The organism is Micrococcus sp. HMSC067E09 (assembly GCF_001812555.1).
Taxonomy (GTDB): domain Bacteria; phylum Actinomycetota; class Actinomycetes; order Actinomycetales; family Micrococcaceae; genus Micrococcus; species Micrococcus lylae.
The window spans coordinates 100,823-121,742 of the sequence record NZ_KV809408.1 but is presented as its reverse complement, the minus strand read 5'-3'; the positions used below and the strand labels follow the sequence as shown (position 1 = coordinate 121,742).

The window sequence follows — 20,920 nt, the reverse complement described above, 5'->3', positions numbered from 1 at the left end:
CCCAGGAGCCTCCATGACCTCACCGCAGACCACCACCGGCACCCGCGTCGGGATCGTGGGCGCCGGCCCGGCCGGCCTCATGCTCTCCCATCTGCTCGCCCGTGCGGGCGTGGACAACATCGTCCTGGACCGCCGCTCCCACGAGGAGATCGCCCACACCCACCGTGCCGGCATCCTGGAGCAGCCCAGCGTGGACATGCTCACCCAGACCGGGGTGGACGGGCGCATCGGGGAGCTGGGGGACGAGCACGAGGGCATCGACCTGCGTTTCGGCGGCGAGTCCCACCTGCTGCACTTCCCGGAGCTGGTGGGCGCCACCGTCACCCTCTACGCCCAGAACGAGGTGTTCGTGGACCTGGCCGCCGCCCGTGCCCGGGACGGCGGGGACGTGCGCTTCGAGACCGAGGTGACCGAGGTCCTGGACGTGGACTCGGACCGCCCGGGCGTCCGCTTCCGCTCGCTCCCGGACGGCGCCGACCCGGACGAGGTCCACGAGCTGCGCTGCGACCTGCTGATCGGCGCGGACGGCTCCCGCTCCGTGGTCCGCCGCGCCCTGGCCGACGGCGGCTCCCAGGACCTGTCCCACGAGTACCCGTTCGCCTGGTTCGGCATCCTCGCGGAGGCACCGAAGTCCTCCCCGGAGCTGATCTACGCTCGCCACGAGCGCGGCTTCGCCTTGATCTCCCAGCGTTCGGAGACCGTGCAGCGCATGTACTTCCAGTGCGATCCGGGCGAGAAGCCGGAGGACTGGTCCGACGACCGCATCTGGTCCGAGCTGCAGGCCCGCGTGTCCGGCCCGGACGGCTTCGAGCTGAAGACCGGGCCCATCTTCGACCGCACCGTGCTGCCGTTCCGCTCCTTCGTCCGTCAGCCCATGAGCCGCGGCAGCGTCTTCCTGGCCGGCGACGCCGCCCACACAGTCCCGCCGACCGGCGCGAAGGGCCTCAACCTCGCCTTCGCGGACGTCCGCGTCCTGGCCGAGGCCATCCTCGCCTGGGCGGACACCGGCACCCGCGAGAAGCTCGACGGCTACCAGGACACCGCGCTGCGCCGGGTGTGGAAGGCCCAGAACTTCTCCTTCTGGATGACCTCCATGCTCCACACCCGGGCGGATGCCACCGCGTTCGAGAACCGCCGCATCCTCGGCGAGCTCGAGTCCGTCACCGGCTCCCGGTTCGGCATGCAGCACCTGGCCGAGCAGTACACCGGCTGGCCGAACTCCTGACCGCCGTCCGCCGGTTTCCCGGCGCCCGACGACGGCCCCGCCCGCCCGCCGGCCCGCCGGCCGCTGGCCCTCCGCGGCCCGGCCGCCCCAGAACCCGACGACCCCACCGACCCTCCGAGAGGAGCCACCCATGAGCAGCACCGCCCCCGCCCCGGACGAGGAGGCGTTCGAGGACGCGCACGTCCTCGACCCCGCGGCCACGCAGGACTCGCAGGAGCAGATCAGCTCCGAGATCTCCGCGATCCACGCCGAGGCCTCCGGCGAGACCCAGCCGCGGCTGGACTTCCCCCCGTACCGCTCCTCGCTGCTGCGCCACCCCACCAAGTCGATGGTCCATGCGGACCCGGAGACCATCGAGCTGTGGTCCCCTGCGTTCGGCGACCGTGACGTGCATCCGCTCGAGTCGGACCTGACCATCCAGCGCGGCGGTGAGCCGATCGGCGAGCGCATCAAGGTCCGCGGCCGCGTCCTGGACGGGGACGGCCGCCCGGTCCGCGGACAGCTCGTGGAGATCTGGCAGGCCAACGCGGCCGGCCGCTACGTGCACAAGCGGGACCAGCATCCGGCCCCGTTGGACCCGAACTTCACCGGCATCGGGCGCACCCTCACAGACGAGCAGGGCCGCTACGAGTTCACCACCATCAAGCCGGCCCCCTATCCGTGGAAGAACCACCACAACGCGTGGCGTCCGGCGCACATCCACTTCTCCCTGTTCGGCACGGACTTCACGCAGCGGATGATCACCCAGATGTACTTCCCGGGGGACCCGCTGTTCAGCCTGGACCCGATCTACCAGGGCATCACGGACCAGAAGGCCCGCGACCGCCTGGTGGCGACCTACGACCACTCGGTCACCAGCCACGAGTGGAACACCGGCTACTACTGGGACATCGTCCTGTCCGGCAGCAACCGGACGTGGATGGAAGACGAGGAGGGCGAGCACTGATGCGCATCGACGAGAACACCGAACGCGGTGAGGACGGCCGCCTGGTCCCCACCCCGGGCCAGACCATCGGCCCGTTCTTCGGGTACGCCACCCCCTATGAGAACGTGCACCTGCCGTGGTGGGACGGGCAGAACCTGGTCCCGCCGGCACACCCGGACGCCGTCCGCCTGTACGGCACCGTGTACGACGGCGAGGGCACCCCCATCCCGGACGCCATGCTGGAGATCTGGCAGCCGGACGCGCAGGGGAGGATCTCCCGGAAGGACGGCTCCCTGGTGCGGGACGGCTTCACGTTCACCGGCTGGGGACGGTCCGTCACGGACAACGTCGGCCGCTACACCTTCTCCACCGTGGAGCCCGGCGCCACCGACGCAGAACGCGCCCGGTTCATCCACCTGGTGGTGTTCGCCCGCGGGCTGCTGAACAAGCTGCACACCCGCGTGTACATTCCTGAGGACACGGAGGCGCTGGCCGCGGACCCGTTCCTGTCCGGCCTGGATCCGGAGCGCCGGAACACGCTGATCGCGCATCGGGACGAGGACGGCTCGCTGCGCTTCGACGTGTGGATCCAGGGTGCGGGGGAGAACGCGGACAAGGAGACCGTGTTCCTGCAGTTCCCCGGCATCGAGTACCCCGTCCACCACTGACGCCCGGAAGGCCCCGACCGCCGATGACCGACCACCCGTCCTCCTCCTCCTCCTCCGTGCCGCCGCGCCCGGCCGCGGACCACGGCCTGCTCGACCCCGCCCTGCCCGCCTCGGCGGTGACGGCGCAGACCTCGGATGCGGCCGTCGTCGCCGGCCTGCTGGAGGTGGAGGCGGCCTGGACGCAGACGCTCGCGGAGGCGGGGGTGGTCTCGGCGGACGAGGCCCGGGCCGTGCGGGCGGCGGCGGATCGGCTGGCCGGGTCCGTGGACCTGGACGAGCTGGCCCGCGCCGCCACGGCCGGCGGCAACGCCCTGATCCCGCTGCTGAAGCGGCTGCGGGCGGAGCTGCCGGCCGGGTTCACGGCGGTGCATGTGGGCGCGACCAGCCAGGACATCGTGGACACCATGCTCATGCGCATGGCCGTCCAGGCCGCCGGGACCGTGGTGGCGGACCTGAGGGCCGCGGCCACGGCGCTGGCGGCGCTGGCCGTGGAGCACCGCTCCACCCCGATGGTCGCCCGCTCCCTGGCCCAGCACTCCCTGCCGATCACCTTCGGGCTGCGCGCGGCGAACTGGCTGGACGGCCTCGCCCGGGCAGCGGACCGCCTGGCCGCCGCCGCGGCCGCCCTGCCGATCCAGTGGGGCGGCGCCGCCGGCACGCTGGCCGCCCTGGACGGCGCGCTCGCCTCCGCCCGCGCGGACGGCCGGCTTCCCGACGACGGCTCCGGCCCCGACGCCTTCGGCCTCACCTCCGCCCTGGCCTCCCGGCTGGGCCTGCAGGATCCGCCCGGCCCGTGGGACACCACCCGCCTGCCGGTCACGCAGGTGGCTGCGGCCCTGGCCGACGCGGTGGCGGCCTGCGGGCGGATCGCCAACGACGTGCTGCTCTCCTCCCGCGTGGAGATCGGTGAGCTGGCCGAACCCACTGCCCCCGGGCGTGGCGGCTCCTCCGCCATGCCGCACAAGCAGAACCCGGTGCTCTCCGTGCTGGTGCACTCCCTTGCGCTGTCCGCGCCCGGGACGCTCGCGCAGGTGTACACCGCCGCCGGGGCGGCGAACGAGGACCGCCCGGACGGCGCCTGGCACGCCGAGTGGCCGGCCCTGCGCCGCCTGCTGCGGGACGCCGGTGCCGCCGCGGCCCTGACCCGTGAGGTGACCGAGGGCCTGCGGGTGCGCCCGGAGCGGATGCGCGCCAACCTGGACCGCACCGGTCCGGTGCTGGTGTCCGAGCGCCTGATGTCCGCGCTGGCCCCGCGGATCGACGAGGACCGCGGTGAGCCCGGGGCGGGCCGTGCGGCGATCCAGGCCGCCGTGGACGCCCATCTGGCCGGCACCGGAGACTTCCGCGCCGCCCTGCGACAGGCCGCCCCCGCCGCCGTGTCCGATGCCGAGCTGGACCGGCTCTGCGACCCCGGCGGCTACGTGGGCCTGGCCGAGCAGCTGGTGGACCGGATCCTCGCCGCCCACGGCCTGGACGGCGCCGCCGAGAAGGCCGACGACTGAGACACGACAGGAAAGAGGCGACACACCCATGAGCCTGCCGACCGTGACCACCACGCTGCTGAAGGAGGCCGAGGCCCCCGCCCGGGTGCTGTGCGTCGGCGCCGGACTCGGCACCGGCGTCCAGGCCCTCTGGGCCGAGTGCGCCGCCCTGATGCCGGCGGACACCCTCGTGATCGGCTGGGACCTGCCCGGCCACGGCGCTTCCCGGCCCCACGACGAGGCGACGACCGTGGCGGACCTGGCGGACGCCGTCGTGAAGGGTCTGGACGAGCTGGCCGACGCCGGACAGATCCCGTCCGACGTCCCCGTCCACTATGCCGGCGTGTCCCTCAGCGGCGCGGTGGCGCTGCAGCTGGCGCTGGAGCATGCGGACCGGCTGGCCTCGTCCGCCGTGATCTGCTCGGCCGCGAAGATCGGCGAGCCCCAGGCCTGGCGCGAGCGCGCCGAGCTGGTGGAGAAGGCCGGAACGCCCACCATGGTGGTCGGCTCCGCGCAGCGGTGGTTCGCCGAGGGGTTCATCGAGCGGCATCCGGAGCGCGCCACCGGGCTGCTGCACACGCTGCAGCACGCCGACCGGCACTCCTACGCGCGGCTGTGCGAGGCGCTGGCGGCGTTCGACGTCAGGGACCGGCTGGGCGAGCTGACGCTGCCGGTGCTGACGATCCACGGCGAGCAGGACGCGGTGACGCCTCCGGCGGCGGGGGAGGAGATCGCCGTCGGCGCCCCTGCGGGTGTGGTGCGCACCCGTGCGCTGGCCGAGGTGGCGCACCAGGCTCCGCTGGAGGCACCGGAGCAGGTGGCCTCCGCCCTGGTCGAGGCGATGGACGCGGCCGAGCAGGCCGCCGGGGCGGACGCCGCGGCGAAGGAGGAGAAGTGAAGGGCGAGCAGCCGATCGGACATGACATGGACCGGACTTCCCAGGAGGTCTACGACGCCGGCATGGCCGTGCGCCGTCAGGTCCTCGGGGACGCGCACGTGGACCGCGCCGAGGCGAAGAAGGACGCCACCACCGAGGATTTCCAGAACCTCATCACCCGCTACGCCTGGGGCACCGTGTGGACCCGTCCTGGGCTGGACCGGAGGATGCGCTCGGCCGTGACGATCACCGCGATGGTCGCCGGCGGCTACTGGGACGAGTGCGCCATGCACCTGCGCGCCGCCCTGCGCAACGGTCTGACGCGGGAGGAGATCCAGGAGATCCTCCTGCAGTGCTCGATCTACTGCTCGGTGCCGGCGGCGAACATCGCGTTCACGCTGGCGCAGAAGGTCTTCGCGGAGGTGGACGCGGACCTGGAGGCCGGCAGGCCGCTCTGAGGCGGGCCGGCTCGCCGTCCGGGCGCGGGGTGGGGTGTGCCGGCCTCCCGCGGCGAGCCAGAGGCTTCGGCTGCGTGAACGCGCCGTGAACCGTGCGATTCTTCTGGCTCGGCTCGCCGTCCGGGCGCGGGGTGCGCGTGGCGTGGTGATCGCGAGAGCATGGAGCTGCACCGGGATCGACCCCGTGCCTGCACCACCTGCAGCCCCGCCCTCGAAGGAGCACCCATGGCATCGCGCGAGCGCATCGGACTGATCGGAGCCGGCCCGTCCGGCATGGCCCTGCTGCGGGCGTTCTCACTGGCTGAGAAGGCCGGCGCACAGGTCCCCGAGGTGGTCGCGTTCGAGCGCCAGGACGACTGGGGCGGCCAGTGGAACCTGGACTGGCGCACCGGCGCGGACAAGTACGGCGAGCCGGTGCACTCCTCCATGTACCGGGACCTGTGGATCAACGGGCCGAAGGAGTGCATGGAGTACCCGGACTACCCCTTCGACCGGCACTTCGGCCGTGCTGTGCCGTCCTACCTGCCGCGCGAGGTGATGTCCGAGTACATCCGCGCCCGGATGCAGGACGTGGACGTCCGCGGGCAGATCCGTTTCTCCACCGCCGTCCGCTGGGTCCAGAAGCACGACGACGGCCGCTTCCGTCTGACTGCACAGGACCTTGTCAGCGGGGAGAGCGTGGTCGAGGAGTTCGACCGGATCGTGGTGGCCTCGGGCCACTTCCACACGCCGCAGGTGCCGTCGTGGCCGGGCATCGAGTCCTTCCGCGGGCAGGTGCAGCACGCCGGTGACTACCGGTCGGCCGAGGGCTATGTGGGCAAGCGGGTGCTCGTGATCGGGTCCAGCTACTCGGGCCAGGACCTGGCGCTGCAGCTGCACCGTGCCGGCGCGAAGCACGTGACCACCGCCTACCGGAAGCAGCCGCAGGACATCGCCTGGCCGCAGGGGATGGACGAGCAGCCGGAGGTGCAGCGCTTCGACGGGAACACGGTGACCTTCGCCGGCGGCGCGCAGGCCGAGTACGACATGGTGCTGCTGTGCACGGGCTACCTGCACCACTACCCGTTCCTGCCGCAGGAGCTGGCGCTGGGCGGGCCGAACCTGCTGTGCCCGATCGGGCTGTGGAAGGGCGTCGTCTGGCATGACGACCCGGACGTGCTCTACGTCGGCGCCTCGCAGCAGCTGTTCACCCTGACCCTGCTGGAGGCGCAGGCCTACTTCGCCCGGGACGTGCTGCTGGGGCGTGTCCGGGTGCCCGACGTCGAGGAACGGAAGGCGGACATGGACGCCTGGTTCGAGCGGATGACGCAGATCGACGGCCCGCCGGCCGCGCTGGCCTACCAGGGCGCCTACATCCAGGACCTGTCCGCCCACACCGACTGCCCGGAGGTGGACGTGGAGGCCGTGGCCGAGACGTTCCTGCAGATGCGGGATGCCCGCATCGAGGACGTGCGGACCTTCCGCGACCGTCAGCACCGCTCGACGGTGACCGGCACGATGGCCGTGCCGCACCACACCCCGTGGATGCAGGAGTTCGACGACTCCGCGGAGAACTTCCTGCGCTGACCCTGAACGCTGACCCTGAGCACTTTCGTTCGTGAAAACGTCGAGTTCCGGAACGCTTTCGTTCGGGAAAACGTCGCATCAGCGTGCACTTTTGTTCGGGAGAACGTCGATTCCGTGGCGGCCGGACCGGGTGCTCCGGGAACACTCCCTGCATCTGAGCGTGGCCGGCCGGCGGAGTGGTGGACATTGAATCGGCCTCTGCGAATGATTTTGCTATGGTCTAGGGGACCCCACCTCTCGGCCCTTTTCTGGCGCGCCCGGAGGCGGCGTCGAGCGTCTCTGAGTCCTCATGGGGGACTCCGCTCCGCATCGGGGTCCGATGGAACCGCGCGGCCCCGGCCGTGCAGAGAGGTGTGCATGAACAACACGCAGCGGATCGCAGTCATCGGCGCGGGCCCGTCCGGGATCGCCGCCCTCCGTGCCTTCGAATCGGCGGAGCAGGCCGGTGCGGAGGTCCCGGACATCGTCGCCTTCGAGAAGCAGTCGGACTGGGGCGGCCAGTGGAACTTCACCTGGCGTACGGGCATGGACACGACCGGGGAGCCGGTGCACTCCTCCATGTACCGCAACCTGTGGTCCAACGGGCCCAAGGAGGTCCTCGAGTTCGCCGAGTACACCTTCGACGAGCACTTCGGCCGTCCGATCTCCTCCTACCCTCCCCGGGAGGTCCTGTGGGACTACATCGACGGGCGCATGCGCGGGTCCGAGGCCAAGTCCAAGGTGCGCTTCAACACGGTGGTCCGCTGGGTCCAGCACCGCCCGGAGACCGACGACTTCGTGGTCTCGTCGGAGGACCTGCTGACGGGTCAGACCCGTTCCGAGCGGTTCTCCCACGTGGTGGTGGCCACCGGCCACTTCTCCTTCCCCAACGTGCCCGCCTTCGAGGGCATCGAGACCTTCCCCGGCCAGGTCATGCACGCCCACGACTTCCGGGGTGCGGAGGCGCTCGCCGGCAAGCGTGTGCTGCTCGTCGGGTCCTCCTACTCCGCCGAGGACATCGGTTCGCAGATCTACAAGATGGGGGCAGAGCAGGTCACCATCTCCTATCGCTCCGCGAAGCTGGGCTACGACTGGCCCGAAGGCATCGAGGAGGTGCCGCTGTTGAACCGGGTGGACGGCAGCACCGTGCACTTCGCCGACGGGCAGTGCCGCGACGTGGACATGATCATCCTCTGCACCGGCTACCACCACCACTACCCGTTCATGCCGGGCGAGCTCTCGCTCTCCGGCCCGAACACCGTGTACCCGGAGGGCCTCTACCGGGGCGTGGTGTGGCACGAGAACCCGAAGGTCCACTATCTGGGGGCGCAGGACCAGTGGCTGACGTACAACATGTTCGATGCCCAGGCCTGGTACTCCCGCGACCTCATCCTCGGCCGCGCCGAGCTGCCGTCCGCTGACGAGCGCGCGGCACACATGGCGGACTGGACGGCCCGCTTCGAGGCGATCCCGGGTGAGATCGAGGAGGCCCGCTTCCAGTGCGACTACGTGGAGGACCTCATCGAGCAGACGGACTACCCGATGTTCGACCTGGACGCGGTCTTCGAGATCCTCGCGAGCTGGAAGAAGGCGAAGAAGGCCGGGATCATGACCTACCGCGACCACTCCTACCGCTCCGTCATGACCGGCACCATGGCCGCGCAGCATCACACGCCGTGGCTGGAGGAGCTGGACGACTCCCTGTTCCGCTACCTCATGGACCCGGAGGTCGTGGCCGCTGAGCGCGCCGACGCCGGCCAGGGTTCTGGTCTCATGCGCTGACGCCGGCCCCGCCCCGCGGCCGCAGCCTCGGCGGGTCGGGGCCGGGCCCGCCCCAGCGGCCCCCGCCCCGCCCCGCGGCCGCCCCAGCGGCCCCGCCCCGCGGCCGCAGCCTCAGTGCGCCAGGGCCAGGGCCGCCTCGGCCTCCCGCGCCGCCTCCTGCAACACGGGGACGGCGCGGGAGACGGCCCCCTCCAACTCGTCTGCGGAGAACTCCGCCCCCAGTTGCCCCGGCGCCGTGGACAGTGCCGTGTTCAGGGCGACCGTCACGCGGCCGCCGCCGTCTCGCACCGGAACGGCCACGGAGGCCAGGTTCCGGTCCAGCTCGCCGGCCACCACCGCGTACCCCTGCTCCCGCACCCGGCCGACCTCGGCCAGCAGCTGCTCCACGCCGGTCCGCGTCAGCTCGGTGGTAGGGGTCCGCGGGGAACCCTCGAGCACCCGTCGTACGGCGGCGTCCTCGAGGCCGGCCAACAGCACCCGCCCCATGGAGGTGTTGAAGGCCGGCAGTCTCGTGCCCACGTCCAGGTTCACGCGGAGGATCCGCTCGGTGTGCACCCGTGCGATGTACATCAGGTGGGCTCCGTCCAGGATCCCGGCCGAGCAGGACTGCTGCAGCCGCTGTGAGGCCCGCGTCAGCACGGGGCGCAGCACCTCGGACCTGCTCCGGCCGGTCCAGTAGCCGCGTCCCAGCTCCAGCACCTTCGGCGTCAGCTCGAACGTGCGTCCCACCTGCACGGCGTAGCCCAGGTGCACCAGCGTCAGCAGCATCCGCCGCGCCGAGGCCCGTGAGATCCCCGTCGCCTCGGCGGCGTCCGTGAGCGTCAGCGCCGGACGCTCAGGCGTGAATGCGCGCAGCACGCCCAGACCCGTCGCCAGGGCCTGGACGAACTCGTTCCGGTGCGGGTGCCCCGAGGCCTCGCGGGCCGGGTCGGTCGTCGTCTCCATGGCGTCACCGTAGCCGATCTGTGCGCACTGCAAACTCATGTTTGCGATTCACGGGGCGAGGCATACGGTGTGATCTGCGCGACATCCGCCCGGGGCGTCGCTCAGACCCTGTGAAGGAGGCGGAGATGCCGTCAACATCAGTGACCTCGCCCCAGGACGAGGCGCGTTCGACACCCCTCGCAGAAGGTGCCGACGGCGGTGGCCGTCTGATCCTCCGCGGCCGGGGCTGGGTGGCCCCGCTCTGCTGGATCGCCGTGCTGCTGGACGGCTTCGACGCCGTGGTGCTCGGCGCCGCCATGCCGAAGCTCACGGACGACCCGACGATGAACGTCACCAACGCCAACGGCACCTGGCTGCTGACCTCCTCGCTGATCGGCATGACCATCGGCGCGCTCGCCATGGGCTGGCTGACCGACCGGCTCGGCCGCCGCCGCCTGCTGATGGCCGCCGTGCTGACCTTCTCCGTGCTGACCTTCGTCACCGGCTTCGCCACCGAGGCCTGGCAGATCGGCGTCCTGCGCTTCGTCGCCGGCCTCGGCCTCGGCGGGTGCCTGCCCACGGCCATCTCGATGGTCACCGAGTTCGCCCGCCGGGGGCGCAGCGCCAACGCCACCACCATGGTGATGACCGGCTACCACGTGGGCGCCGTGATCACCTCGCTGCTGGCGCTCTGGGCTGCGGCCCAGACCACGGACGGCTGGCGCATCCTCTTCTGGCTCGGCGGCGCCCCGGCACTGGTGCTGCTGCCGCTGATGCTGCGCTACCTGCCGGAGTCCCCGGCCTACCTGAACGCCGTCGGACGCCCGGAGGACGCCCGCGTGCTGGCCGCGCACTACGGCCTGGACGCCCATGAGGCGGAGGCCCAGCAGCGCCCGTACGGGGACGCGCACCCGGAGCAGGCTTCGGGCCAGGAGCGCTCCGGTGCGGCCCTGCTGCTGACCGGCGTGTACCGCCGCAACACCGTGCTGGTGTGGATCGCGTCCTTCATGGGGCTGATGCTCGTGTACGGCCTGAACTCCTGGCTGCCGCAGATCATGCGGGCAGCGGACTACGACCTCGGCAACGCCCTCGGCTTCCTGCTCGTGCTCAACGCCGGCGCGGTGGCGGGCCTGGTCGTCTCCGGCCGGGTGGGCGACCGCATCACGCCGCGCAATGCCGCGATCATCTGGTTCCTCGGCTCGGCGCTGCTGCTGTGCGCCCTGGTGGTGAAGCTGCCGCTGGTGGGCATCTACGCGGTGGTCTTCGTGACCGGCATGTTCGTGTTCTCCGCCCAGAACCTGGTCTACGCGTTCTGCGCCTCGAACTATCCGCCGCAGGTCCGCGGCACCGCGTTGGGCATGTCTGCCGGCGTGGGCCGGGTCGGCGCGATCTCCGGCCCGCTGATGGGCGGTGCGCTGCTGACTGCCGGGATCGCCTATCCGTGGGGCTTCTTCGCGTTCGCGGCCGCGGGTCTGCTCGGCGGCATCGCGGCCGCCGGCTTCACCACCGTGCGCCGCGCCTGACGGTCGTCTCGTGACGGACACGGAAGGGCCTTCGGCCCCCGTTGTTCGCCCTGCAAACGTCTGTTTGCCTTCCGCCCGCATCCGCCTACCGTGAGAGGGAACGACGACGGCCGAGCCCGTCGTCGGGACACCTCACCTGCACCGCCGGCCGCCGCCGGCGAGAGACGAAGGAATCTCCATGACCCGCTTCGTGGACACGGCCGCCCGGGCCGTCTCCGAGATCACCGACGGCGCGACCGTGCTGATCGGCGGCTTCGGCAACGCCGGCCAGCCGATGGAGCTGATCGACGCCCTGATGGACTCCGGCGCCACGGACCTCACCGTGGTCAACAACAACGCCGGCCAGGCCGACGCGGGCCTCGCGCTGCTGATCAAGGAGCGACGCGTGGCCAAGATCATCTGCTCGTTCCCTCGCCAGTCCGACTCGTGGCACTTCGACGAGGCCTACCGGGCCGGCGAGATCGAGCTGGAGCTCGTCCCGCAGGGCAACCTCGCCGAGCGCCTCCGCGCCGCCGGTGCGGGGATCGGCGGGTTCTTCACACCCACCGGGTACGGCACCGCGCTGGCCGAGGGCAAGGAGGTCCGCGAGATCGACGGGAAGCACTACGTGCTCGAGTCGCCCATCCACGGGGACGTCGCCCTGATCAAGGCCTACGCCGCGGACCCGTGGGGCAACCTCGTCTACCGCAAGACCGCCCGCAACTTCGGCCCCGTCATGGCGGCCGCCGCGCGGCACACGATCGTGCAGGTCGACGAGGTCCTCGAGACCCCGCTCGACCCCGAGGTCGTGGTCACCCCCGGCATCTACACGGACGTCGTCGTGACGGTGCCCACGGTCTCCGGTGAGATGCAGCGGCGGGCGAGCGCCGTCGTCGGGAAGAACTGAGAGGACGAGGAAGCAATGGGCGAGTTCATCCAGACCGACACCCCGCTGGACCAGCAGCAGCTGGCGAAGACCATCGCGGACGACATCGCGCCGGGCTCCTACGTGAACCTCGGCATCGGGCAGCCGACCACCGTCTCCGACTACCTGGAGGAGGACAAGCACGTCACCCTCCACACGGAGAACGGCATGCTCGGCTTCGGCCCGCAGGCCCACGGCGAGGACGTGGACCCGGACCTCATCAACGCCGGCAAGATCCCCGTCACCGAGCTGCCCGGTGCCGCCTACTTCCACCACGCCGACTCCTTCGCCATGATGCGCGGCGGCCACCTGGACGTCTGCGTGCTCGGCGCCTACCAGGTGTCCGCGACCGGTGACCTCGCGAACTGGTCCACCGGCAAGCCCGGGGCGATCCCGGCCGTCGGCGGGGCCATGGACCTGGCGATCGGCGCGAAGGACACCTACGTGATGATGGACCTGTTCACCAAGAAGGGGCAGGCCAAGCTGCTGCCCGAGTGCACCTTCCCGCTCACCGGCGTCGGCTGCGTCTCCCGCATCTACGCGGACCGCGGCGTGTTCCTGCTGGACGAGACCGGCGTGGTGAAGGTGCGGCAGCTGCACGGCATCACCTGGGAGGAGCTCGAGCAGGCCCACCCGGGCGTGCGGTTCGAGCGGGTCTGAGGGGGCTGGCGCGGCGCTGCCCCTGCTCCGAACCAGGCCGCCCCTGCCCCGAACCAGGCCGCCCCTGCTCCGAGCCAGAAGAAACGGCCCCTTCCCGGACCTGGGAAGGGGCCGTTTCTTCTGGCTCGGCGTCAGCCCCGGCGCCCTGTCAGCCCCGGTGCCCCGTCAGCCCCGGCGCCCTGTCAGCCCCGGCCGAGCACCTCGTCCGCGCCGAGCACCCCGTCCAGCAGCTCCGGGTCGATCGGCTGGCCGACGCGGATCACGGACAGGTGGCCGCTGGACTCCATCACCACGCACGCGACCTGGTCCATGGAGCTCACCCCGGCCCGCCGGAGGGCGGAGAGCAGCTCGGAGCGGTTGACGTGTGCCCTGCGGCGGGCGGGCTCGAGCACGCGGCCGTGCGCCACGATCACCCGCGCCCGTCCAGCGATGGCCCGCCGCCCACGGGCGGTGGCGGCGAGCGCCCCGAAGACCACCTCCAGCAGCACCAGCGTCAGCAGACCGATCAGTCCGGTGGCGAGCGTCGGCGGGTGGCCGAGGATCACGCGCCCGGCCACGGCGCCGAACATGATCACCACGATCGTGTCGAATGCGGACAGGCCGGTGAGCAGACGCGCGCCGAACACGCGCAGCAGGAGCAGGAACGCCAGGTAGACGATCACGGCGGTCGCCACCACGATCGGGATCCGCCACGGCTCGATCCCCAGCGACTCGGTCAGTGCGGGACCCCATCCCTGCGGCGGTGTCATCGGTGCTCCTCGGCTCGGTTCGGGGCGGGCCGGCGGCCCGCGGTGGGTGGGGGAGGGCTTCACGACGACGGCCGCTCACCCCGGCTCGTCCACGCTACTGCGCCGGTGGTCGGGTGCTGCGTGGTGGTCGCCCGCGAGGCCGTGCGGCTCCCCAGACGCCTCCAGGCGCTTTCGTTCGGGAAAACGTCGAGTCCGGAGGTGCTTTCGTGCGGGAGAACGTCGGGTTCCGGTGCGTCGTCGTGTAGGAAACGGTCTGGTCAGAGCCTATATTGCGAACGCTACGCAATAGCGTTTACAGTTGAGAGCCATGACCAAGTCTTCGCACCTTCACACCCTGTCCTCCGCGGTGGTCGCCCCCACGCACCGCCTGAAGTCCTTCTCCGCATTCGCCGCCACCATGGCCGCGGCCGCCCTCGCGCTGTCCGCCTGCGCCGGCGGTGACGACGCCTCTGACGCCGACGCGACCGCCTCGGCCTCCCAGTCTGCGTCGCAGGGCGCCGAGGCCTCGGGCTCGAAGGGCGCCGAGGAGTCGAAGGACGGCGAGGGGGCGGGCGACGACGTCGCCGCCGCATCCTCTGTGGACGAGGCGGACTGGGTGGACCCGACCGCGGCCAAGGAGGTTGCGACCGTGAAGCCGCGCATCCTCCTGTCCGACGACGAGGGCCTGACCCTCCTGGACGCCGAGACCGGCGACGTGCTCAAGGAGCAGGCACTGGCCGGCTTCAAGCGCCTGTCCAATGCCGGCAACGGCAAGGACATCATGGTGATCACGGAGAAGGGCTGGGAGGTCTTCTCCACCGGCATCAAGAAGCAGGCGCACGGGGATCACTTCCACAACTACGAGTCCGAGCCCGGCATGACCGGCGTCGTGTTCCCCGGCGACCATGCCGGCCACGTTGTGACGCACAACGGCAAGACCAACCTCTTCGCCGACGGCACCGGCTCCATCAACACCTTCATCTCGGACGACTTGGACAAGGCCACCCCGGACCTGACCCCGGTCACCGAGGACATGACGACGGATGCGGCACACCACGGCGTGGCCCTGGAGCTGGCCGACGGCAGCGTCCTGACCACGGAGGGCAACGAGGACGAGCGCCACACCGTGAAGGTCGTGGACCGCGAGGGCAAGGAGATCGCCAAGACCGAGGACTGCCCGGGCGTCCACGGCGAGGCTGCCGCCCAGCAGCAGGACGGCAAGGACGTGGTGGTGCTCGGCTGTGAGAACGGCCCGATCGTCTACCGCGACGGCGAGTTCCACAAGATCGACCCGGGCCTGGAGTTCCAGCGCTCCGGCAACCTGGCCGGATCTGACGACTCCTCGATCGTGCTGGGCGACTACAAGGTGGAGAAGGAGCCGAAGGAAGCCGTCGAGCGGACCACCAAGGTCGCGCTCATCGACTCGGTCAACGACTCCATGAAGGTCGTGGACCTGGGGTCCTCCTACTGGTTCCGATCCCTGGCCCGCGGCCCGGAGGGCGAGGGCGTCGTCCTGACCTACGACGGCAAGCTCAACGTGATCGACGAGGAGTCCGGCGAGGTCGTCAAGAAGATCGACGCCATCGGCGAGTGGGAGGAGAAGGACGATTGGCAGGAGCCGGGCCCGATCCTCAAGACCGCCGGTGACTTCGCCTACGTGACCGACGCGGAGAACAACAAGCTCGTGGTGATCGACCTGGTGAAGGGCGAGAAGGTCGACGAGTTCGCGCTCGACGGCCCGGTGACCGAGATGGCCGTCGTGACCGGTGCCCCCGAGGCCCCGGCCTCCTCCGAGGGCGACGATCACGGCCACGACCACGACCACGGCGAGGATGGCCACGACCACGAGGGCCACGACCACGGTGAGGATGACCACGACCACGAGGGTTATGACCACGGCGAGGACGGCCACGAGCACGGTGACCATGACGGCCATGACCACGGCGATGACGAAGGGCATGACCACGGTCACTCGGACCACGATCACGACCATGACCACGACTCCGAGGAGGACCACGGTCACGATCACTGATCGAGTCTGAACACGTTCCGGCGGCGGTGCGCACGCTGCTCCGCCGCCGGTGACCAGACTCCCTCTGGCGGGCCGTTGTGGGGATGGGCTGCCCGGGGGATTCCAGGCGGATGTCGTGGGGACGTCCGCTGGAGCCGCAGAGAGCGCCGGGGCCGTGTCGTGGGGACGCGGCCCCGGCGTGACTGTGTCTGCGCCCGCGCCTGCGCCGCCGAGGAGCATCCCCGGATCTCCATGTGGCTCGCGCTCCCTCGCCCCGTCTCCCCGATGCCTCTGTGCCGATCCGACGCAGCCTTCGTTCTGATCCGGAGCACGTCTGGCATGCTCCCGATCGGATCGAGCGTTCCGGAGCCTCCGCCATTGAGCCCTCGTTCCGATTCGGAGCACCTCTCGCAGGCTCCGAATCGGAACGAAGCGCACCGACGGCAAGCACAGCGCAGGGCAGGGCCGGGCGGTACAGCGCAGGGCGGCGCTCCGCCGGGTGGCGACCCACCACCGGCCGCTCTTAGCCGTCACCCACCACCGGCCGCGCTCAGCCGTCACCCACCACCGGACGCTCTCAGCCGCCGCCTGCCACCGGACCCTCCCAGCGCACCTCGCCGTCCACCACCTGGTCGGTCGGCCGCATCCCGCAGCGTCGCGCCACGGCGTTCGACGCGGCGTGGTCCGGGTGGATGTGCGCGATCACCCCTCGCACGCCCAGGCCGGCGAGGCGTGCCAGGAGGAGGCGAGCAGCCGTCGTCGCGAAGCCACGGCCCTGCCAGGGGGCGCCGACCACCCAGGCGACCTCCGCGGGCCCGCCGTCCTGGGGGACCGTGGCCTGGACATAGCCGACCGCCTCGCCGGTGGAGCCGAGGACGATGAGGGCGTTGATCCAGCGTTCCGAGCGGTCCGGGGACCAGCCGCGCACCTGGAAGCCGTACTGTTCGGTGAGGGCCTCCGCCGTGGGCGGTTCGCCGCCGGTGAAGGTGTAGAGCCCTGGGTCGGCGAGGACGCGGGCCATCTCGTCGGCGTGGTCCACGCGGAGGGGCCGGAGGCAGATCTGGGAGGTCATGGGGTGCTCCTATGCCCAGTGTGGGTTGAGGCGCTGATGGAGGACATGGTCCTGCCACGTGCTCGCGATCATGAGGAATTCGGGTGCCAGGCCGATCTCCTCGAATCCGGTCTTGGCGAGAACACGGCGCGACGCGATGTTGTGCACCAGCGTCTCGGCCTGGACGCGATGCAGGCCGATGTTGCCGAACGCGAACTGCACGCCTGGTTCGACGGCAACGGAGGCCACGCCGCAGCCCGTCCTCTTCTCAGCCACCCAGAACCCGAGCGAACAGAACTGTCCGGCACCTCGAACCACGCTGGCGAGGGTGGGCTGACCGATCGGTGTTCCGTGATCGACGATCAGGAAGGCGTACGACCTGTCCTCGGCTCGATCGGACTCGGCCTGCTCAAGGCGCGCTCGCTGTCCGGCTTCGGTGAACCATTCGACAGGACGGACCGGCTCCCACGGCGCAAGGTGGCCTCGTTCGTCAGCAAGCAGCGTGCTGAGTGCGACTGCATCACTCGGTGAGGTCGGGCGAAGGCCAATGGACATGGATTGAGCCTACGGCGTGGGGGCATGACGAAGCTCAGGGGCGGTCAGGCGCTCCCCAGGGGAACGCGGCGGGCCCCTCATGGGCTCGCGCATCCACAGAAGCCGTGTCATGGCTCGGCAACGGTGTCGGGAGGTCGTCCGGGGTGACCGTGAACGCTGCAACCACCCGTGCGGGCCGCAGGCTGGTCCATTGGCATTCCGTCACCGTCGAACCCACGGCGGGATCATGTTCGGGAGGCTGTCGTTCGAACCCGGCGGCATCGAGGACATAGACCGTGCCAGGGGAGACCGGGACGGAGCCGTCTGGTCGACGTCCATATGAATAGAAGAGGCGCCGTTGAGCCGTGGTTCCTGCCTCGGCTCCTGGATAGAAGCACGCGTTCAGGAACTGTGGGCAGTCTTTCGAGCGCACTGCATAGCTGATGGCCCATGTGGGGTCTTCCGTGGCGAAGACGGCCGTCTGCTTCGAATAGGCATCAGGGCTGCGGTCGAGGGGGGCGCGGGGATCGATCACCGTCAGCCCGGGAGTGCGTGACCCGTGCAGGAGGTGACGTCCGTCGGCAACAGAGGCTGCGACGGCTCGCCAGGTGGAGGACCCGCGTTGCGGGGCGGGCCAGTGCCAGGTCTTGCGAACCATCAGGACGTCTCAGGCGACCGCCGGCGTCATGACCTCGATGCGGTTGCCGAAGCCGTCCCGGCAGCGGAAGCGGACCATGCCCTCGAAGGTGTCGCGTTCCGTCCAGGACGGTTCGAAGCCGCGGAACCAGCAGCCGCCTCGACCGGCCAGCGACGGCGGCTTCTGGACCTCGGTGAGGCCGAGGGCGTCGGCGTAGAACCGACGGGCCTCGTCCTCCTGACCTGCAGGCATGGAGATCTGGACGTGGTGGATGCGCATGCGACCAGCCTATGTGGGCATTGACCTGACGAAGCGGCCAGGCCTAGCCTGAATGAGGCAAACGAAAGAAACGAAAACAGGGGGTCTTCATGGTTGCCGTGGAGTCCGGCGGGGACACGTTCTTCGGCTCGAGGGACTCGGCCGACGAGTTGTTCCGCATGCTGACGGCCCAGCAGGCGGGGTTCCACGTGGTCGGTGCGGTCGGCTCTGATCGTGTGGAGCTCGATCCCGAGCTGCGTCGGGTGCTGATGCGGGTGACGGATGCGTTCCGGCGCGGCGAGGCGGTGACGATCGTCCCGAGGAGTTCGACGGTGTCGACACAGCAGGCTGCGGACCTCCTGGGGGTCAGCCGGCCGACGGTGGTGAAGCTGATCGACGACGGTCACCTCACCTGCGAGCGCCCGGGCACACATCGACGCGTCAGCCTGGAGGACGTGCTCGCCTACAGGGACGCGCGTACCCAGCAACGTCGGGAGGCGCTGGGCACTCTCGGGTCGGCCGAAGGAGAACCGGATGAGCCTGCCGAGCTGGTGGCCGACCGCCTGAGGAGGGCGAAGGCAGAGGCGGGACGGCGCCGCCGGGCGGCGTCATCGTCGTGACTGTTCGCAGGGCTCTCCTCGACACGTGTGTCCTGTGGCCGAGCCTCCAGCGCGACTTCCTGCTGTCGCTCGCTGTGGAAGGAGCCTTCGAACCGCTTCTCAGCGAGGGTGTTCTCTGCGAACTCGAGGTCCACGAGGAGCTCAAGCTCCGGGAACGCCACGTGTGCGACGAGGTGGAAGCGCAACAACGAGCGGCGTTTCTCGTCGCACAGATGCGTGCGGCATTCGCCGACTGCATCGTCACGGGGTGGGAGAGGCTCGAAGGCTCCTTCCGGCTCCCGGACTTCGACGACGAGCACGTGCTCGCCGCGGCGGTGGTCGGCAGGGCGGAGTGGATCGTCACGGAGAATCTCCGAGACTTCCCACTCGGCCGAGTGCCCAGTGGGATACGGGTCGGGACCGCCCGCGAGTTCCTTCTTGAGGTCGTCGAGGACAGGCCGGATCTCGGAGCCGAGGCGGTGCGGCAGATCTCGAGTCGCTCGGGCCGTCTGCATGCGGCGCAGCCCGTGGAGCAGATCCTGGATTCCCTCGATCGTCTCTACGGGCTCGAGGACGTGACCGCTCTCATCCGACTGCGGTCTTCTCAGGCCTGGGGCTGACTGCGGGCGACGCCTCGTCCTCGGCCTGTCCGTCCTCCGTCGGAATCTCCTCGGCCGGCGCCTGCTTCTTCGCCGCCCACTCGGCCTTCTGCCGCTGGGACTTGCGGTGGTTCCGGACCGCGATGACGCCGATCACCAGACCGATCAGGACCGGCTTCCACACCTGGTCGTACTCGAGGATGGTCACGAGCCAGCCGGGCAGCGGCGGGAAGTCGATGTTCCACTCAGGAAGGTGCGGCACCGGCAGGTGGATCTGAGGGAACACCGGCACGGGCAGGTGGATCTGGGGCATGCGGAACTCGGGCAGATCCAGCTCGATGTCCGGCAGCAGCTGGGCCAGCAGCGGTAACACCACGAGGAAGACGATCGCCAGGCCGGCCTTCCCGAGTCCGCCCATCAGCGGGTACAGGATCCGTTTCACGCTGCTGGCCTCCATGGCGGCCTGCCGCTTCGCGCCGCGCGAGCCGGCGGGCGGGTCGAACTCGACCACGGAGGAGTCCTCGCGCAGCTGCACGGAGAGGATGTCGCCCAGCATGCTCGACTGGATCTTCAGTCTCCGAGCGTTCGATCCGACGTCGGAGCCGTACGTGGACCATCCGTCCTCGTCCTTGCGCGGATTCTTCAGTCGAATCTCGTCCACGCCGGTGCGCGGGTAGCGGCCGGTGACCGCGCCGTCGATCCGCACCTGCAGCCGCAGCGGCGGGTTCTTCATCCGCGCCCGCACGCGCCGGGCGTAGGAGGCGTCCAGGGGTGCGCGCTCGCCGTGGATCTTCCGTGTCCCGCTTCCCGACGACGGCTCGCTCGCCTCGTCGTGGCGGCCCGCCTCGAGCGTGCCCTCGCCGTGGGGGGCTGCGTTCTGTCTGGGTGCGTCCTGGCCGGACGCGTCCGGCTGGGAGTCCTGGGACCGGGCGTCCTGCCCGGCGGACATCGGGCGCGGCCAGTCCGGGTCCTCGGCGAGGAACTCGGCGTCGAAGCCCTGGCGCAGCTCGAGGAGTCCGTGCTCGGGGTGGTCGAGGGTCCAGACCTCCACGGTTCAGCCCTTGGTCCGGCGGCGGCCGCCGAGGGCGGTGCCGACGCGGGTCAGGGCGAGGACGCCGAGCGCGTAGATCCAGGTGCCGTCGTTCGTGTAGATACGCAGGCCGATGAAGCAGAGGATCGTCGTGAGGATCGGGAACGCCCAGGTCGTGCGGAAGGCGAGGCCGTCGGCCAGGCCGAGCAGCAGGGCGGCGAAGGGCAGCAGGGTCAGCAGGGCCGTGGTGGCGGTCGCGGCGGGCAGGGCGGTGCCGAGGAGGAAGGGAACGATCAGGTAGGCGACGGCTGCCGCGGCGTAGGCCCATGACTGCAGGCCGGTGCGCTCCGGCTCGGAGGCCTTCTTCGCCGGGGCGGGCTCAGGCTTGGTCTCTGCCGGATCGGCCTCGGCCGCATCAGCCTTCGCGGTGGCGTCGATGGTCTCCATGGACACTGAGTCTAGAAATCCCTGGAGCCGCGCAGCACCGCCATTCGTCGCGCG

21 protein-coding genes are annotated in these 20,920 nt (G+C 70.7%); 14 read left to right on the top strand and 7 right to left on the bottom strand.

Annotated elements, in window-relative coordinates; genetic code table 11:
• Window positions 1–13: 13 nt before the first annotated feature.
• From HMPREF2863_RS01065 to HMPREF2863_RS01030, 8 genes are all read left to right on the top strand, one after another.
• On the top strand, window positions 14–1,225 hold the full coding sequence (locus HMPREF2863_RS01065; RefSeq protein ID WP_070637325.1) for a 4-hydroxybenzoate 3-monooxygenase: 1,212 nt from the start codon (window positions 14–16) through the stop codon (window positions 1,223–1,225).
• A 130-nt stretch (window positions 1,226–1,355) separates the two neighbouring features.
• Window positions 1,356–2,171 (top strand): protocatechuate 3,4-dioxygenase subunit beta, encoded by an 816-nt coding sequence (gene pcaH, locus HMPREF2863_RS01060; protein ID WP_067190640.1) that lies wholly within the window; start codon window positions 1,356–1,358, stop codon window positions 2,169–2,171.
• Window positions 2,171–2,818 (top strand): protocatechuate 3,4-dioxygenase subunit alpha, encoded by a 648-nt coding sequence (gene pcaG / locus HMPREF2863_RS01055; RefSeq protein ID WP_070637323.1) that lies wholly within the window; start codon window positions 2,171–2,173, stop codon window positions 2,816–2,818. The genes pcaH and pcaG overlap by 1 nt, the downstream gene beginning before the upstream one ends.
• Window positions 2,819–2,841: 23 nt before the next feature.
• A complete protein-coding gene (locus HMPREF2863_RS01050; RefSeq protein WP_070637321.1) occupies window positions 2,842–4,320 on the top strand; it encodes a lyase family protein in 1,479 nt (492 codons plus the stop codon).
• Between the two features lie 28 nt (window positions 4,321–4,348).
• Window positions 4,349–5,197, top strand: coding sequence for an alpha/beta fold hydrolase (locus tag HMPREF2863_RS01045; protein ID WP_070637319.1), 849 nt, complete (start codon window positions 4,349–4,351; stop codon window positions 5,195–5,197).
• 26 nt (window positions 5,198–5,223) lie between these two features.
• Window positions 5,224–5,634 (top strand): 4-carboxymuconolactone decarboxylase, encoded by a 411-nt coding sequence (gene pcaC, locus HMPREF2863_RS01040; protein ID WP_070637349.1) that lies wholly within the window; start codon window positions 5,224–5,226, stop codon window positions 5,632–5,634.
• Window positions 5,635–5,859: 225 nt separating this feature from the next.
• Window positions 5,860–7,200 carry an NAD(P)-binding domain-containing protein gene (locus HMPREF2863_RS01035; RefSeq protein ID WP_070637318.1) on the top strand — a complete coding sequence of 447 codons (1,341 nt, stop codon included), beginning with the start codon at window positions 5,860–5,862 and terminating at the stop codon, window positions 7,198–7,200.
• Between the two features lie 357 nt (window positions 7,201–7,557).
• Window positions 7,558–8,961 carry an NAD(P)-binding domain-containing protein gene (locus tag HMPREF2863_RS01030; RefSeq protein WP_070637316.1) on the top strand — a complete coding sequence of 468 codons (1,404 nt, stop codon included), beginning with the start codon at window positions 7,558–7,560 and terminating at the stop codon, window positions 8,959–8,961.
• A gap of 111 nt (window positions 8,962–9,072) precedes the next feature.
• On the opposite strand, the gene HMPREF2863_RS01025 is transcribed toward HMPREF2863_RS01030, so the two are convergent.
• A complete protein-coding gene (locus tag HMPREF2863_RS01025) occupies window positions 9,073–9,945 on the bottom strand; it encodes an IclR family transcriptional regulator domain-containing protein (RefSeq protein ID WP_141756331.1) in 873 nt (290 codons plus the stop codon).
• Window positions 9,946–10,031: 86 nt separating this feature from the next.
• Here HMPREF2863_RS01025 and HMPREF2863_RS01020 point away from each other — a divergent pair, with 86 nt between their 5' ends.
• The 3 genes from HMPREF2863_RS01020 to HMPREF2863_RS01010 all read left to right on the top strand — a co-directional run bounded on the left by HMPREF2863_RS01020 (window position 10,032) and on the right by HMPREF2863_RS01010 (window position 12,972).
• Window positions 10,032–11,408, top strand: a complete 1,377-nt coding sequence (locus HMPREF2863_RS01020; RefSeq protein WP_083315130.1) for an MFS transporter — start codon at window positions 10,032–10,034, stop codon at window positions 11,406–11,408.
• A gap of 178 nt (window positions 11,409–11,586) precedes the next feature.
• Entirely contained in the window at window positions 11,587–12,294 is a 708-nt protein-coding gene (locus HMPREF2863_RS01015) for a 3-oxoacid CoA-transferase subunit A (RefSeq protein WP_067191564.1), read from the top strand.
• A 15-nt stretch (window positions 12,295–12,309) separates the two neighbouring features.
• Window positions 12,310–12,972, top strand: coding sequence for a 3-oxoacid CoA-transferase subunit B (locus HMPREF2863_RS01010; RefSeq protein ID WP_070637314.1), 663 nt, complete (start codon window positions 12,310–12,312; stop codon window positions 12,970–12,972).
• A gap of 182 nt (window positions 12,973–13,154) precedes the next feature.
• Here the strand turns inward: HMPREF2863_RS01010 and HMPREF2863_RS01005 are convergent, their stop codons facing one another.
• The gene (locus HMPREF2863_RS01005) at window positions 13,155–13,721 is read right to left on the bottom strand and encodes a DUF421 domain-containing protein (RefSeq protein ID WP_070637312.1); all 567 of its coding nucleotides are present in this window, start codon (window positions 13,719–13,721) and stop codon (window positions 13,155–13,157) included.
• A gap of 307 nt (window positions 13,722–14,028) precedes the next feature.
• Between HMPREF2863_RS01005 and HMPREF2863_RS01000 the strand changes: the two genes are divergently transcribed.
• Window positions 14,029–15,732 carry a YncE family protein gene (locus tag HMPREF2863_RS01000; protein WP_070637310.1) on the top strand — a complete coding sequence of 568 codons (1,704 nt, stop codon included), beginning with the start codon at window positions 14,029–14,031 and terminating at the stop codon, window positions 15,730–15,732.
• 556 nt (window positions 15,733–16,288) lie between these two features.
• Here the strand turns inward: HMPREF2863_RS01000 and HMPREF2863_RS00995 are convergent.
• The 3 genes from HMPREF2863_RS00995 to HMPREF2863_RS00985 form a co-directional block, all read right to left on the bottom strand.
• Window positions 16,289–16,783: a GNAT family N-acetyltransferase gene (locus HMPREF2863_RS00995; RefSeq protein WP_070637308.1), complete on the bottom strand. Its 495-nt coding sequence runs from the start codon at window positions 16,781–16,783 to the stop codon at window positions 16,289–16,291.
• A 9-nt stretch (window positions 16,784–16,792) separates the two neighbouring features.
• Entirely contained in the window at window positions 16,793–17,317 is a 525-nt protein-coding gene (locus HMPREF2863_RS00990; protein ID WP_070637304.1) for a GNAT family N-acetyltransferase, read from the bottom strand.
• Window positions 17,318–17,963: 646 nt separating this feature from the next.
• A complete protein-coding gene (locus tag HMPREF2863_RS00985) occupies window positions 17,964–18,212 on the bottom strand; it encodes a VOC family protein (protein WP_070637302.1) in 249 nt (82 codons plus the stop codon).
• 98 nt (window positions 18,213–18,310) lie between these two features.
• On the opposite strand from HMPREF2863_RS00985, the gene HMPREF2863_RS00980 reads away from it, so the two are divergent.
• Window positions 18,311–18,811, top strand: coding sequence for a helix-turn-helix domain-containing protein (locus tag HMPREF2863_RS00980; protein WP_168165745.1), 501 nt, complete (start codon window positions 18,311–18,313; stop codon window positions 18,809–18,811).
• Window positions 18,808–19,410 (top strand): PIN domain-containing protein, encoded by a 603-nt coding sequence (locus tag HMPREF2863_RS00975; protein WP_070637298.1) that lies wholly within the window; start codon window positions 18,808–18,810, stop codon window positions 19,408–19,410. Before HMPREF2863_RS00980 ends, HMPREF2863_RS00975 begins: the two co-directional genes overlap by 4 nt.
• On the opposite strand, the gene HMPREF2863_RS00970 is transcribed toward HMPREF2863_RS00975, so the two are convergent.
• Window positions 19,376–20,440 carry a hypothetical protein gene (locus HMPREF2863_RS00970; RefSeq protein WP_070637296.1) on the bottom strand — a complete coding sequence of 355 codons (1,065 nt, stop codon included), beginning with the start codon at window positions 20,438–20,440 and terminating at the stop codon, window positions 19,376–19,378. The genes HMPREF2863_RS00975 and HMPREF2863_RS00970 overlap by 35 nt on opposite strands.
• A gap of 3 nt (window positions 20,441–20,443) precedes the next feature.
• On the bottom strand, window positions 20,444–20,866 hold the full coding sequence (locus HMPREF2863_RS00965) for a hypothetical protein (protein ID WP_141756330.1): 423 nt from the start codon (window positions 20,864–20,866) through the stop codon (window positions 20,444–20,446).
• Between the last annotated feature and the right edge of the window lie 54 nt (window positions 20,867–20,920).